Source organism: Minwuia sp. (genome assembly GCF_048007105.1).
Lineage (GTDB): Bacteria > Pseudomonadota > Alphaproteobacteria > Minwuiales > Minwuiaceae > Minwuia.
On the sequence record NZ_CP180352.1, the window covers coordinates 3283050 to 3296826 of the forward strand.

General features: G+C 63.6%; 13 protein-coding genes and 1 pseudogene. 11 read left to right on the top strand and 3 right to left on the bottom strand.

The features are described from left to right. Positions 1-204: 204 nt before the first annotated feature. The 5 genes from ACMVY4_RS15905 to ACMVY4_RS15925 all read left to right on the top strand — a co-directional run bounded on the left by ACMVY4_RS15905 (position 205) and on the right by ACMVY4_RS15925 (position 6972). On the top strand, positions 205-1263 hold the full coding sequence (locus tag ACMVY4_RS15905) for a type III polyketide synthase (protein ID WP_416896982.1): 1059 nt from the start codon (positions 205-207) through the stop codon (positions 1261-1263). After that, entirely contained in the window at positions 1260-1760 is a 501-nt protein-coding gene (locus tag ACMVY4_RS15910) for an isoprenylcysteine carboxyl methyltransferase family protein (protein ID WP_416896983.1), read from the top strand. The genes ACMVY4_RS15905 and ACMVY4_RS15910 overlap by 4 nt, the downstream gene beginning before the upstream one ends. An 87-nt stretch (positions 1761-1847) precedes the next feature. Continuing rightward, positions 1848-4157 (top strand): PAS-domain containing protein, encoded by a 2310-nt coding sequence (locus ACMVY4_RS15915; protein WP_416896984.1) that lies wholly within the window; start codon positions 1848-1850, stop codon positions 4155-4157. 111 nt (positions 4158-4268) lie between these two features. Then, positions 4269-5066 carry an ABC transporter ATP-binding protein gene (locus tag ACMVY4_RS15920; RefSeq protein WP_416896985.1) on the top strand — a complete coding sequence of 266 codons (798 nt, stop codon included), beginning with the start codon at positions 4269-4271 and terminating at the stop codon, positions 5064-5066. A 16-nt stretch (positions 5067-5082) separates the two neighbouring features. After that, complete coding sequence (locus ACMVY4_RS15925) at positions 5083-6972, top strand: AMP-dependent synthetase/ligase (protein ID WP_416896986.1); 1890 nt, start codon at positions 5083-5085, stop codon at positions 6970-6972. On the opposite strand, the gene ACMVY4_RS15930 is transcribed toward ACMVY4_RS15925, so the two are convergent. Next, complete coding sequence (locus tag ACMVY4_RS15930) at positions 6908-7303, bottom strand: hypothetical protein (RefSeq protein ID WP_416896987.1); 396 nt, start codon at positions 7301-7303, stop codon at positions 6908-6910. The two genes, ACMVY4_RS15925 and ACMVY4_RS15930, sit on opposite strands and share 65 nt — an antisense overlap. On the opposite strand from ACMVY4_RS15930, the gene ACMVY4_RS15935 reads away from it, so the two are divergent. The 5 genes and pseudogenes from ACMVY4_RS15935 (at position 7293) to ACMVY4_RS15955 (ending at position 11186) form a co-directional block, all read left to right on the top strand. Further along, positions 7293-7925: a branched-chain amino acid ABC transporter permease gene (locus ACMVY4_RS15935; protein WP_416896988.1), complete on the top strand. Its 633-nt coding sequence runs from the start codon at positions 7293-7295 to the stop codon at positions 7923-7925. The genes ACMVY4_RS15930 and ACMVY4_RS15935 overlap by 11 nt on opposite strands. 4 nt (positions 7926-7929) lie before the next feature. After that, the gene (locus ACMVY4_RS15940) at positions 7930-9000 is read left to right on the top strand and encodes a branched-chain amino acid ABC transporter permease (protein WP_416896989.1); all 1071 of its coding nucleotides are present in this window, start codon (positions 7930-7932) and stop codon (positions 8998-9000) included. A 158-nt stretch (positions 9001-9158) separates the two neighbouring features. Beyond that, positions 9159-9698: pseudogene (locus ACMVY4_RS15945) on the top strand (ABC transporter substrate-binding protein); the annotation flags it as partial. A 77-nt stretch (positions 9699-9775) separates the two neighbouring features. Continuing rightward, a complete protein-coding gene (locus ACMVY4_RS15950) occupies positions 9776-10315 on the top strand; it encodes a hypothetical protein (RefSeq protein ID WP_416900388.1) in 540 nt (179 codons plus the stop codon). A gap of 76 nt (positions 10316-10391) precedes the next feature. Next, on the top strand, positions 10392-11186 hold the full coding sequence (locus ACMVY4_RS15955) for an ABC transporter ATP-binding protein (RefSeq protein WP_416896990.1): 795 nt from the start codon (positions 10392-10394) through the stop codon (positions 11184-11186). Positions 11187-11192: 6 nt separating this feature from the next. Here ACMVY4_RS15955 and ACMVY4_RS15960 read toward each other — a convergent pair whose 3' ends face one another. Continuing rightward, positions 11193-11735: an SCO family protein gene (locus tag ACMVY4_RS15960; RefSeq protein WP_416896991.1), complete on the bottom strand. Its 543-nt coding sequence runs from the start codon at positions 11733-11735 to the stop codon at positions 11193-11195. Between the two features lie 140 nt (positions 11736-11875). On the opposite strand from ACMVY4_RS15960, the gene ACMVY4_RS15965 reads away from it, so the two are divergent. After that, on the top strand, positions 11876-12397 hold the full coding sequence (locus ACMVY4_RS15965) for a GNAT family N-acetyltransferase (RefSeq protein WP_416896992.1): 522 nt from the start codon (positions 11876-11878) through the stop codon (positions 12395-12397). Here ACMVY4_RS15965 and ACMVY4_RS15970 read toward each other — a convergent pair. Next, positions 12379-13548 (bottom strand): aminotransferase, encoded by a 1170-nt coding sequence (locus ACMVY4_RS15970; RefSeq protein ID WP_416896993.1) that lies wholly within the window; start codon positions 13546-13548, stop codon positions 12379-12381. The genes ACMVY4_RS15965 and ACMVY4_RS15970 overlap by 19 nt on opposite strands. Positions 13549-13777 lie beyond the last annotated feature (229 nt).

Here is a 13777-nt window from a genome sequence, read left to right on the forward strand (position 1 = left end):
GTCCGCCTCCCTGGCCGGCGGCAGGCGGGGTCCGGCAACGGGCAACGTATCGCAGGCTTGTAGCTTGTGTCGCATACCATATGGTTGGGGGGCAATGCGCCGAAAAGTCCCCTCACGCCGATTCGTTCGAATAGCGGGCGTCTGCGCGGTGTTGAACGTCGGGCCGGACTACCCGGCAGTACGAGTTGAGGAAGCCGGCCGCCCATGAGAAAACGAGAGCCGCTCGCCCGGATCGCCGGCCTGTCTGTCGCCAACCCGCCGCACGTCCTGCACCAGAAGGAGGTGGCCGAACGGGCCGGTGAGCTGTTCGGCGACTCCCTGCCGAGCTTCGGTCGCCTGCGGCCCGTCTACGAGAATGCAGAGATCGAGACGCGATACTCCTGCGTGCCGATCACCTGGTATCAGGAACAGCACGGGTTCGGCGCCCGGAATGAGCTCTATCTCAAGAATGCTGTCGAACTACTTGAACAGGCGGCACTTTCCGCGCTCAACAAATGCGGACGCTCGATCGACGAGATTGACGGCATCGTCACCGTCTCCAGCTCGGGTATCGCCACGCCCAGTCTCGACGCCCTGCTGATGGAGCGGATGAGTTTCCGCCGCAGCGTGCAGCGCCTGCCTGTTTTCGGCCTTGGCTGCGCCGGCGGTGTCCTGGGCCTCGCGAGGGCGGCGCAGATGGCCGCCAGCCGGCCCGGCAGTCTCTATCTCTTTCTGGTCGTGGAACTCTGCGGTCTCACCTTCCGCAGCCGCGATTTCTCCAAGAGCAACGTGATCGCGACCGCCCTGTTCGGCGATGGCGCCGCAGCGGCCCTGGTCGGCACCGGCATCGAGGGCGACGGCGCGATCGTCGCATCGGGAGAGCACACATGGCCCGGAACGCTGGACGTGATGGGCTGGGACGTGACCGATGACGGCCTCGCCGTCGTGTTTTCCCGCGACATCCCCCACCACGTCCGCACGAAGATGCGCGAAGCGCTGGATGGATATCTCGCAGAAGAAGAGCTGACTCTGGCCGAACACCGGCATTTCCTCTGCCATCCGGGCGGCGCCAAGGTACTGGATGCGCTTGAGGAAATCTTCGATCTGGATGACGGGGAGATGCGCCATTCCCGTGAGACGCTTCGCAGTTTCGGCAACATGTCGGCCGCGACGGTGATGTTCGTGCTGGAGGCCGCCATCCGGGATGGCCTGACCGGACGGGCGCTGCTGTCGTCGCTCGGCCCCGGATTTACCGCAGGTTTCCTCAGCATGGATCTGACATGACAGCGTTCTACGGGGTCCTGGCCTTCCTGATCGTCCAGCGGCTGGCCGAACTCTGGCTCGCGAACCGCAACACACGCCGGCTGCTGGCCGAAGGCGCCGAGGAACACGGGGCCAGCCACTACCCGTTCTTCGTCGTGCTGCACACAACCTGGATCGTCGCAATGGCCGTCACCGTGCCGGCGGAGGGGGACATCGACCTCTGGCTGCTCGGCGCGTTCGCCGTGCTGCAGCTGCTGCGGGTCTGGGTGATCGCGTCCCTGGGCCGGTTCTGGACCACGCGGATCGTGACCGTGCCCGGCGCCCCCCTCGTCCGCCGAGGCCCCTACCGCCTCTACCGGCATCCGAACTATCTGGTCGTCATGGGGGAAATTGCCGTGGTACCGTTGATGGCCGGGCTCTGGGAGATTGCAGTCGTATTCTCTGTCCTGAACTTTGCGCTCATTCTCTGGCGGGTCCGGATAGAGGATCTGGTACTCGCCGAACGCCGGGCGCGTTAACATCGGTTTAGGAAAACGCACGTCTAGCTACCTGAGGGTGCGTCCGGGCAATTTCGGCTCCGGCGCGACGTGCTGCAGGAGACGGCATTGGTTTCGCAGCCGTACAAGTCGGAGAACTGGCAGGGGGACGGTCCGCCGTCCTCGCGAGATCTCACGTCCGAGCGCCTGCGCGATTTCCTGGCCATCGCCGATGAATGGTTCTGGGAAACCGACGCCGAGCAACGTTTCACCTTCATCTCGGAGAAGCTGACCGAACTCACCGGAATCCATCCGGAACGTTATCGCGGCCGGCGCCGGGACGAGATGAGCGCCACCCCCGACGCCGACTATGTGAAACAGCATCTGGCGGATCTGGAAGCCCGGCGGCCGTTCGACAACTACGTCTACCAGGGCCCGACGCCCATCGGCAGCCGCTGGTTCAGGATCAGCGGGCGACCGGTCTATGAAGGCGACACCTTCATCGGCTACCGCGGCACCGGGATCGACATCACCGAACAGGTCGAGATCAGGGAACGGGCGCGGGCCACCCAGTCCCAGCTCGAGCTGACGCTCCGTTCCGCCAATGAAGGCTTCGCGGTCTATGACACCGAAGACCGCTGCGTCATGGCGAACGACCGCTATTTCGACTTCTTCGATCCCGGCCGGACGATGATGCGGGTCGGCGACCGGTTCGAGGAGATCATGGAGCGGTTGATCGCATCCGGTCTGATTCCGGATGCGATGGCAGAACCGGAGGGCTGGCTCGCGCAACGCATGGCCGCGCACCGTTCCGGCGGCTACCACGGCGAAACCCTGATGAGCACCGGCCGCTGGTATTCCATCAGCGAACACAAGATCGACGGCTTCGGAACCATCGGCGTCTACACGGACATCACCGACCGGAAGCGCCGGGACGCCGAGCTCCGCGCCCAGACCACGCTGATGTCGTCGATATTCGCCAACCTGAAGCAGGGTATCTGCGTTCTGGACAGCGACTTCCGGGTCCGCATGGCGAACCGGCGTTACAGCGAATTGCTGGACATGCCCGAGGGCTTCGTCCGCGAGGGCGTCGCCTATGACGACATTGTCGGCTACAACGCCGACCGCAACGACTTCGGGCCGCCTGCAGAGCAGCAGCGCATTCTCGACAAGATTGCGCTGATGAAGACGCTGCAGCCGCTCCGCTATGAACGCCGGCGTCCGAACGGCACCGTGCTGGACATCGAGAACCTGCCCCTGCCCGGCGGCGGCGCGATCGTGACCCTTGCCGACATCACCGAACTGCATCGCGTGATGGAAAAGCTGGAGGAACGCGAACGACGCTACCGGCTGCTGGTCGAGAACAGTCCCGACGCCATTCTGGTCCACCGCAACAACCGGGTGCTCTACGCCAACGACCAGAGCGTGATCACGTTCGGCGCACCGTCCCTTGCGGCTCTGATGGGCGCGCGGCCGACGCATCTGGTCCATCCGGACGACCTGCAGAAGATCGACGCTCAGGTCCGGGAGATGATGGCCGAAGGGATCGGCAGCCATCGCGGATCGAGGATCTACCGTGCCGTCCGGATGAACGGCGATCCGTTCGAGATGGAGACCGAGACCTCCATCATCGAGTTCGACGGGGCGCCTGCCGCCCAGCTGCTTGTCCGCGACGTCACCGCCCGGCACGCCGCCGAACAGGCGCTGCGCCGGGCCAAGGAAGACGCGGAAATCGCCAACCGCTCCAAATCCGAGTTCCTGGCGAACATGAGCCACGAGCTCCGCACGCCCCTGAACGCCATCATCGGATTCGCCGAGATCCTGCAGACCGAGATGTTCGGACCTATGGGCGACCCGCGATACCGGGACTATGTCGCCGACATCTTCGAAAGCGGGCGGCACCTGCTATCCGTCATCAACGACATTCTCGATCTGTCGAAGGCGGAGGCCGGCCAGTTCGACATCGCGGAGGCGGAGTTCGAGATCCGGCAGGCGATCGACGCAACCATCCGGCTTGTCCGCGACCGCGCCATCGGCAAGCGGATCCGGCTCGACGTCGAATACCCGGAAGATCCCTCGCAGGCGCTCTTCGCCGACGAGCGGCTGGTCAAGCAGATCCTGCTCAACCTGCTGTCCAACGCGGTGAAGTTCACCGGCGAGAATGGCGAGATACGTATCGCCTGCAGACGCCGGGATGGTTTCCTCGCCATCTCGATTGCCGACAACGGCATCGGCATGCCACCCGGCATGATCGAGGAGATGTTCAGCGCCTTCGCCCAGGGGCATACCGGTCTGTCCCGCCGATTCGAGGGCACGGGCCTCGGTTTGCCCCTCTCCCGATCGCTCGCCGAACTGCATGGCGGGCGTGTGGTACTGGAGAGCGCTATCGGCGAAGGCACGACGGCCACGCTGCTCCTGCCGGAAAGCCGCCTCGTCTGAGCGCCCCGCAAGCATCTGCGACATATTAACATTTAGCCGCTTGGATTCTGTCTCTACCCGCTGGTAGTCTCTGCTCCAACGACAAGAATGAACATCGCAATGGGGAGGACGATGGCTGCCGTGCAAGAGGCATCGGCGTCACGTGACGTCATTCTAGAGGTCGAGGGCGTGTCCAAATACTTCGGCGGCGTGCGCGCCGTCGCGGACGTGTCGATCGATGTGCCGAAGGGCTCGATCTTCTCGATCATCGGACCGAACGGCGCGGGCAAGACGTCGCTGGTCAACATGATCAGCGGCTTCTACACCCCCGACACCGGAAGCATCACCTATCAGGGACGGCGCATCAACGACCTGCGCCCGAACGAGCGCGCCGAAATCGGTATCGCCCGGACGTTCCAGAACATCGCCCTCTTCAGGGGGCTGAATGTGCTGGAGAACCTGATGCTCGGCCGGCATGTCCGGATGAAGGCGGGCGTGCTGTCTTCCTTCCTCTACTGGGGACCGGCGCAGAAGGAAGAGATCCGGCATCGCGTCCGCTGCGAGGAGATCATCGACTTTCTGAAGCTGAACGATCTGCGCAAGCAGTCGACGGGCGCGCTGGCCTACGGTTTCCAGAAGCGGGTCGAGCTGGGCCGGGCGCTTGCGCTCGAACCTGAACTGCTGCTGCTCGACGAGCCGATGGCGGGCATGAACCAGGAAGAGAAAGAAGACATGGCCCGTTATGTCCTCGACGTGAACGAGGAGCTGGGCACAACGATCATCCTGATCGAGCACGACATGGGCGTTGTCATGGACATCTCCGACCACGTCGCCGTGCTGGACCAGGGCGAGAAGATCGCCGAGGGCACGCCGGCCCAGGTTCAGGCCGATCCGGCCGTGATCCAGGCCTATCTCGGCACGTCGGACTAAGGGAGGTCGGCGAGGAATGGCTGAACTGGACACCCTGCCCAAGCTGCTGCTGAACAATGGCAAGAGCCGTAGTGAGAAGCCGGCGATCCGCGAGAAGAATCTCGGCATCTGGCAGACCTACACCTGGTCGGACTATCTGCAGAACGTTCGCGAATTCGCGCTCGGGTTGAAGGCGCACGGCTTCGGTCCCGGCGACAAGCTCTGCGTCGCCGGCACCAACCTGCCGCGGCTTTACTGGGCAGAAATGGCGGCGATCTCGCTCGGCGGCACGGCCGTCCCGGTCTACGCCGACGCGATCGCCAACGAGCTGAAGTTCGTGCTCAACAATGCGGAAGTGAAGGTCATCGTCTGCGAGGACCAGGAACAGGTCGACAAGATCCTGGCGATCCGCGGCGATCTGCCGACGGTCGACCTGATCGTCTATGACGACCCGCGCGGCCTTGCGGGCAACGGGGACCCTTCGATCCGCGGCTTCGAGGAAATCCAGGAGGAAGGCCGGGGGCAGGACCAGTCCGCCTTCGAGGCGGCTGCCAACGCCGTGACGCCCGACGATATCGCCTTCATGTGCTACACCTCGGGCACGACCGGCAATCCGAAGGGCGTGATGCTGTCGCACCGCAATCTGGTGAGCGCAGCCAACATCTTCCTGGACAATGAGTTGGTCCGGGAGACCGACGACCTGTTCTCCTACCTGCCGCTGGCCTGGGTCGGCGAGGCGCTCTATTCCACGACGGTGAGCATCGCCGCGGGTTGCGCCACCAACTGTCCGGAGCAGCCGGAAACCTTCCGTCGCGACGGGCGGGAACTCGGCGCGACCGGGCTGGTGGCCGCGCCCCGCAACTTCGAGATGATCCTGTCCGAAATCCAGGTGAAGGCGAACGACGCCCCGCCCCTGAAAAAGTGGATCTTCAACACCTTCAAGGATGCGGCGGTCGAGATCGAGAACCTGAGGGCCGAGAAGAAGCCGGTTCCATTCGGGCTGAAGTTCAAGAAGGCGCTGGGCGAGGTTCTGGTCTACGGCCCTGTCCGCGACCAGTACGGTTTCCGGCGCGCCCGCTGGTGCTATGTCGGCGGCGCGCCGCTCGGGCCGGACACCTTCCGCTTCTTCCGCGCATTCGGCATCAACCTGAAGCAGCTCTACGGCTCGACGGAGGCCTGCGGCACCGTTTCCCTGCAGAAGGACAACGAGGCGTCGCCGGACAATGTCGGACGCCCCTGCTCCGGCATCGAGGTGAAGATCGCCGACAATGGCGAGGTTCTCGTCCGCAGCCCGGCCGTCTTCGTCGGCTACTACAAGAACGACCAGGCGACCGAGGAAGCCAAGGATGCGGAAGGCTGGCTGCGCACCGGCGACGCGGGCATCGTCGAGAGCTCGGGCGAACTCATCATCATCGACCGCGCCAAGGATGTCGGCAAACTTGTCGACGGCTCGCCCTTCGCGCCCCAGTTCGTCGAGAACAAGCTGAAGTTCAGCCCCTACATCTCGGAAGCCGTGTCCTTCGGCCACGAGAAGCCCTTCGTCTGTGCCATGATCGCGATCGACTACAACACGGTCGGCAACTGGGCGGAGAAGCAGGGCATCGCCTATTCGAACTACATGGATCTGTCCCAGAAGCAGGAAGTCCGCGATCTGATCCGCGAAGAGATCAATCGCATCAACCCGTCTTTGCCCGAAGTCAGCCGCATCAAGCGTTTCCTGCTGCTGGCCAAGGACCTGGACGCCGACGACGCCGAGGTGACGCGGACGCGGAAGCTGCGGCGCGGCTACATCGCCGAGCACTATGCCCCGGTGATCGAAGCCTTCTACGGCGGCGCCAGCGAAGTCGATCTGGAGACAGAAGTCACATACGAAGATGGCCGCAAGGCCACGATGGAAGCGCACCTGACCATTCAGGAAGCGGCCTAGGGGAGGAACGTTTACCGTGGACATGTTTGCCGTCTGGTATTTTCTGGAATCCACGATCAACGGCGCGTTGATCGGGCTGATGTACGCCCTCGTCGCGCTGGGCTTCGTGCTCATCTACAAGTCGACCGACGCGATCAACTTCGCCCAGGGCCAGTTTGTGATGATCTCCGGCATGATGGTCGCGGCGCTCGCCGGCGACTACGGCGTGCCGATCTTCATCGGGTTCTTCATCGCCCTGGCGTTCATGATCGTCTTCAACGTCGCGCTGGAGCGCGTCGTGCTCAGGCCCATGATCGGCCTGGCCGGTCGTCGCCATCATCATGGCCACCATCGGTCTTGCCGCCTTCCTGGAGGGCCTGTTCCCGATGATCTTCGGATCGGCGACGCGGGCGCTGGATATCGGCATCCCGAACGATCCGATCATCATCGGCGAGATCTACCTGACCCCGGTCAACGTGGTCGGGGCAGCAGTCGCGATCATCTTCTTCTCCGGCTTCGCCTGGTTCTTCGTCAAGTCGCGCAAGGGCGTGGCGCTGAGGGCGGTGGCCGACAACCATCAGGTCTCGATGGCGATGGGTATCAATGTGGAGCGCTACTTCGTGCTCGCATGGTCCATGGCCGGCGTCGTGGCCGTGCTGGGCGGTCTGCTCTGGGGCAGCGCCATCGGCGTCGACAACACGCTGGCCGTGGTCGGCCTGAAGGTGTTCCCGGTGGTGATCCTGGGCGGCCTTGAATTGATCAAGGGCTGCATCGTCGGCGGCATCATCGTCGGCGTCATCGAAGCCTGGGGCGGCACCTATATCGATCCGGCCATGACCCAGCCCTGGTTCCGGGAGTTCTTCCCGTTCGAGGGCGGCGGCACCAAGGACTTCCTGCCCTACCTGCTGATGATCATCGTCCTGTTCTTCCGTCCGTACGGCCTGTACGGCAAGGTCATCATCGAGAGGGTCTGAGCCGATGTTTCATCGAGAGAGCGGCTACTACAAGAGCACATACGCCGCCGACTTCGCGCTCTACCCGCTGCCGATCGCCCGGCTGACGGTGGCAGCGATCGCGATCATCTTCTTCGTGATCGTGCCGCTGTTCGTGCAGGATTATTACGTGACGATGCTGAACCTGGTCGGCATCGCCATCGTCGGTGCGCTGGGGCTCAACATCCTGCTGGGGCTGACCGGTCAGATCTCGATCGGTCACGCGGCCTTCATGTCGATCGGCGCCTACACCGCCGCCAATCTGGCGACGCGGCTGGACCTGCCGTTCTACATCACGTTGCCCGCGGGCGGCCTGATGGCGGCGATGATCGGCATCATCGTCGGGTTCCCTTCGGTGCGCATCAAGGGCCTCTACCTGGCGATCTCCACCCTCGCCGCCCAGTTCATCATCGACTGGTTCATCATTCACACGCCTGCGATCTCGGGCGGCGCGTCAGCTTCCATTCAGGTGCCTCGGCCTACCGTGTTCGGTGAACAGCTGGATACGCAGGTCGAACTCTACATGTTCATTCTGGTGGTGGTGACGATCGCGATCGTCGCGTCCCTGAACATCGCGAGAAGCCGGGTCGGACGTGCCTTCGTGGCCATCCGCGACCAGGACATCGCGGCCGAGATCATCGGCATCAACGTGCGGCGCTACAAGCTGACGGCATTCGCCATCTCGTCCTTCTATGCGGGCGTGGCGGGCGTGCTCTACACCTACTACTCCGGTGTGGCGAACAACGAGTTCTTCCCGCTGCTGATTTCCATCGACTATCTGGCCATGGTCATCATCGGCGGCATGGGTTCGGTGCTCGGCGCCATCTTCGGCGCGGCTTTCGTGACGCTGCTGCCGATCGTCATCGACCTGTTCATGTCATCTGTTGGACCGCTTCTGATCGACGATCAGGGCGTGCTCTCGGCCCTGAAGTCGCATCTCAGGCTCGTCCTCTTCGGCGGCCTGATCATGTTCTTCCTGGTCGTGGAGCCGGACGGACTCAACCGTCTCTGGCTCAATATCCGCAACTATTTCCGGGTCTGGCCGTTCTCGTACTAGGCTCGGTTACATCCGCCGCAAGAGAGACAGGCGGAAATACCAAAGGGAGGTAGAACCACATGAAACGTCTCTTCAAGACCCTGACGGCTGCCGGTGTCATCGCCGGTGCCGTAGCGGCGTTCTCCGCTGCCCAGGCCGGCGAGATCGTGATCGGTCAGATGACCGACCGCACCGGCCCCACCGCCAATGTCGGCAACCCGGTCGGCGACGGCGCCCAGGACTATGTCAAGCTGATCAACTCCAAGGGTGGCATCAACGGCCACACCATCCGGCTGATCGAGATCGACAATCAGTACAAGGTCCCGCCGGCTGTCGAAGGCTATCAGCGCTTCAAGTCCGAAGGCGCGGTCCTCGTCGGCCTCTACGGCACGCCCATCACCCAGGCGCTGACCGCGGACCTGCAGAAGGACATGACACCGGGCACGTCGCCGGGCTTCGGCACGGCAGCTTCGGCTGACGGCGAGAGCTTCCCCTATCTGTTCCCGTCGGCGGCGAGCTACTGGTCGCAGGCCGGCGCGGCGGTTCAGTTCGCCAAGGACGAACTGGGCGGTGACCTGAAGGGCAAGAAGATCGCCTACCTGTTCTATGACAACCCGGCGGGCCGTGAAGGTCTGCCCGTCATCCGCAAGCTGGCCGAGATCGAAGGCTACCAGTTGCAGGAGTTCCCGGTTCCGGCCCCCGGCATCGAGATGGACAACCAGGCCCGTGACATCGCCCGCCGTTTCCGTGCGGACTTCGTGATCAGCCACCTGTTCGGCCGCGCGCCGCCGTTCAGTTGCAGGCCCTGCGCCGCTCGGGCTATCCGCTGGAGAAGGTCGTGTCCTTCGTCTGGGGCGGCTCCGAGGCGGACATCGAGGCCGGTGGCGGCTATGCAGAAAACGTCGGTTACAATGGCATCCAGTTCGCGGGTGTCGGCGACGACTTCCCCATCCGCCGCGAGATCGAGGCGATGTACAAGGCCGAGGGCGGCGAGCCGCCGTCGACCTTCTCGTCGACCGTGTTCTACAATCGCGGCCTGCTGATCAGCGCTCTGCATGTCGAGGCCATCCGCAATGCCGTGGAAGCAAACGGCGGCAACGCCGACATCACCGGCACCCAGGTTCGTGACGGCATGCGCGCCATCAAGGACTTCTCGCTGGGCGGCCTTGTACCCCCGCTGAACCTGGCCGGCGGCGACCATGAGGGCGGCGGCTGGGTCCGCATCTTCACGGTCACCAAGGACGGTTTCGCGCCGAAGACCGACTGGTTCAAGGGCTATCGCGAGGTCGTCTTCGAGATGATCGAGGAAGAAGCCGCGAAGATGAAGGCGCAGTAAGCGTCGTCATCGCGTATTTCCGGGCCGGTCCAGAGTGACCGGCCCGGTCTTAGAAAATTTTCCAAGAAGGTCGGTCATGCTCGCCATCAACAACATCGAAGTCGTCTATGACAACGTGATCCTGGTGCTGAAGGGCATCTCGATCGACGTGAAACAGGGATCGATCACGACGATCCTGGGCGCCAACGGCGCCGGCAAGACCACCACGCTGAAATCGATCTCCGGCCTGCTGAAGCCCGAACGGGGCAACGTCACCCGAGGCTCCATCGAGTTCGAGGGCGAGCGCATCGACAGGCTGGCCCCGCACGAGACCGTGCAGAAGGGCATCGTCCAGGTCTTCGAAGGGCGCCGGATCTTCACCCACCTCTCGGTCGAGGACAATCTGATGGCCGGGGCGCATATCGTTCCCAGCACGTCCCTCGTCCGGGAGAAGATCGATCAGGTCTACACCTTCTTCCCGCGTCTGAAGGAACGCCGCTCCGGCGAGGCCGGCTACCTGTCGGGCGGCGAGCAGCAGATGCTCGCCATCGGCCGCGCGCTGATGTCGGACCCGAAGGTGATCATGCTCGACGAGCCGTCGCTCGGTCTGGCGCCGCTGATCATCGAGGAGATCTTCGGCATCATCCAGCGCATGCGCGAGGAAGCCGGCGTGACCATCCTGCTGGTGGAGCAGAACGCCAATCTGGCGCTGTCCATCGCCGACCATGGCTATGTCATGGAAAACGGCTCGATCGTGATGGAAGGCCCGGCCCAGCAGCTCGCCAACAACTCTGATATCCGGGAGTTCTATCTCGGTCTCGGCGAAGGCGGCGACAAGCGCTCCTACCGGGACGTCAAGCACTATCGCCGGCGCAAGCGCTGGCTGTCCTGACCGGTCCTATCCGCCGACCGCTTCGCGGATCCCCTGCGCCATCACGTCCGGGGCAACTTCGCCATTGAAGATCGCGACGTTCTTGCCGTCGGGTCCCATCAGGTAGATGAAGTTGGAGTGGTCCATCAGGTAATACTCGTCGTCCCTGTTCACCGGCTGGTAGAAGACGCGGTACGCCTTGGCGATGCGGGAAGTCTGACCTTCATCGCCCCTGAGCCCGATCATCCTGGGATGGAAAGCCTCGACATAAGCCGCGATCTGCTCCTGACCGTCGCGCTCCGGATCGACGGTCACGAAGACCGGCGTCACCTTCTCGCCCGCCTGTCCCGCCAGATCCAGCGCAACCGCCATGTCCTGCAGTTCCGTCGGGCAGACGTCGGGGCAGAAGGTGTAGCCGAAATAGATCAGCGTGTAGCGGTCCTTCAACAGCTCTTCCGTCACCGTCGCACCGGTGTGGTCGCTCATCTCGAACGGGCCGCCGACCGGCACGGCGCTGCTGACGCCGATCGCGCCAGACACCTTCGGCTCCTCGGTCGACATGGTGAGCATGATGGTCCCCGCGCCAATCACGGCGGCAGCGACGAGGATGAGTATCCCAACGATCTGAACCGGTTTCATGCGGCTTGTGATAGTCAGCGCCGACGCCACAATCAATCGACAGAACACCGCAGCAAATCAGAGGTACGTGATTGAAAGCCGTCCCGCGCCCCGCACAAGACACTGCCCGTATCGAGATCCGCAAGGCGCCGTCCGGCTTCGACCGCTGGCCGGAGGTCCACGGCCTTCTGATGACGTCCTTCGCCTACATGCAGGGGCGCATCGACCCACCCTCCTCGATGAACCGCCTGACCCTTTCCGGCCTGATCGCCAAGTCGGAAGTCGAGACCGCATTGCTCGCCTGGCGTGGCGAGGACCTCGTCGGCTGCGCCTTCTGCGACGCGCGGGCGGACTGCCTCTATGTCGGCAAGGTCGCCGTCTCGGACAGCGCCCGCGGTGCCGGCATTGCCCGCGCCCTGATGACGCATGCCGAGGATCTGGCGCGGGATCGCGGTCTGCCCTTCCTTGAACTGCAGACCCGCGTCGAACTGGTGGAGAACCATGAGACCTTCCGCCGCCTCGGGTTCGTGAAAACCGGCGAGGACGCGCATGAAGGCTATGACCGGCCGACAAGCATCCGCATGCGGAAGCCGGTTCAGCCGCGGGCGAAATAGGCCTTCAGCTTGGCCACCGCCTCATCCAGCAGTTCATCCTGTTTGGAAAAGCAGAAGCGTACGAAATTCGACGGCGCGTCGGCGGAGGCATAGAAGGCGCTGACGGGCACAGCCGTGACGCCCGCCTCCAGTGTGATATGGCGGCAGAAGTCGACGTCGTTGCCGTTGAAACCCAACGGGCGGATATCGGCGTTCAGGAAATAGGTCCCCTCGCAGACGGCCGGCTCGAAGCCCGCCTCGATCAGCCCGTCGCGGATCCGGTCGCGCTTCGACTGCATCCCCGAGGAGAGCGTTCCGAAGTAGAAGTCGTCCTTCATCAGGCCGAAGGCGACGGCCCGCTGCAGGTTGGGCGCCGTGGTGAAGGTCAGGAACTGGTGCGCCTTGGCGACGCGCTGCAGCAGTTCCGCATCCCCGGTCATGTAGCCAACCTTCCAGCCGGTCAGCGAGAAGGTCTTGCCTGCGGAGCCGATCTTGATGGCGCGGTCACGCATTCCCGGCAGGGAAATCAGCGGGATGTGGTCCCTGTCGTCGAAGACGATATGCTCGTAGACCTCGTCGCAGATGGCGACCACGTCATGCTCGATCACCAGATCGGCGAGCAGCTGCAGCTCCTCGCGGCTGAAACGCTTGCCGGCCGGGTTTAGCGGGTTGTTGAGCAGGACCAGCTTGGTCTTCGGTCCGAAGGCCGAACGCAGCGCCTCTTCCGGAACCCTCCAGTCGGGCGGCGAGAGACGGACGAGCTTCGGGATACCGCCGGCGCGGCGGATCATCGGCAGGTAGCTGTCGTAAAGAGGCTCGAAACAGACGACCTCGTCGCCCGGCTCGATCAGCCCCAGGAAACACGCCGCCAGCGACTCCGTCGCGCCCGAAGTCACGATGGTTTCCGTCTGCCAGTCGACGTCGAGGTCGTAGAAGCGCTTGCCATGCGCCGCCAGCGCCTGCCGCAGTTCCGGCACGCCCATCATCGGCGGGTACTGGTTCGGCCGATCCTCCAGCGCTTCGGCCGCAACGGCGCGGACATCGGCGGGTCCGTTGTCATCGGGAAAGCCCTGGCCGAGATTGATCGAACCGTGCTCGATGGCGAGACGGCTCATCACTTCGAACACGGTGACGCCGTATTCGGCGAGAATGCTGTTGCCCTGGATTGTCATGTCCGCTTCTGGCGTTGCCTATCCCTTGAGCGGCGCGCGTTCGAGCGCGTCCGTGAGCGCCATGTACAGCTTTCCGACATCCGCACTCAAGAAAAGACCTGTCAGAATGTCCTTGTTGTCGGTCTCTGCCGCGGCCAGCAGGATCGCATCGAACTCGCTGAGATAGACATCGACCTGATGACGGAAGTCGGTGTTGGCCTCGTAGGCGGCCTGAATCCGCTTCCGGTTC

Excerpts from the sequence above, each read along its gene's own strand:
- ACMVY4_RS15905 (WP_416896982.1), top strand. The coding sequence starts at position 205 with ATGAGAAAACGAGAGCCGCTCGCCCGGATCGCCGGCCTGTCTGTCGCC.
- ACMVY4_RS15910 (WP_416896983.1), top strand. The coding sequence starts at position 1,260 with ATGACAGCGTTCTACGGGGTCCTGGCCTTCCTGATCGTCCAGCGGCTG.
- ACMVY4_RS15920 (WP_416896985.1), top strand. The coding sequence starts at position 4,269 with ATGGCTGCCGTGCAAGAGGCATCGGCGTCACGTGACGTCATTCTAGAG.
- ACMVY4_RS15925 (WP_416896986.1), top strand. The coding sequence starts at position 5,083 with ATGGCTGAACTGGACACCCTGCCCAAGCTGCTGCTGAACAATGGCAAG.
- ACMVY4_RS15935 (WP_416896988.1), top strand. The coding sequence starts at position 7,293 with ATGGCCACCATCGGTCTTGCCGCCTTCCTGGAGGGCCTGTTCCCGATG.
- ACMVY4_RS15930 (WP_416896987.1), bottom strand. The coding sequence starts at position 7,303 with ATGGTGGCCATGATGATGGCGACGACCGGCCAGGCCGATCATGGGCCT.
- ACMVY4_RS15940 (WP_416896989.1), top strand. The coding sequence starts at position 7,930 with ATGTTTCATCGAGAGAGCGGCTACTACAAGAGCACATACGCCGCCGAC.
- ACMVY4_RS15955 (WP_416896990.1), top strand. The coding sequence starts at position 10,392 with ATGCTCGCCATCAACAACATCGAAGTCGTCTATGACAACGTGATCCTG.
- ACMVY4_RS15960 (WP_416896991.1), bottom strand. The coding sequence starts at position 11,735 with ATGCTCACCATGTCGACCGAGGAGCCGAAGGTGTCTGGCGCGATCGGC.
- ACMVY4_RS15970 (WP_416896993.1), bottom strand. The coding sequence starts at position 13,548 with ATGACAATCCAGGGCAACAGCATTCTCGCCGAATACGGCGTCACCGTG.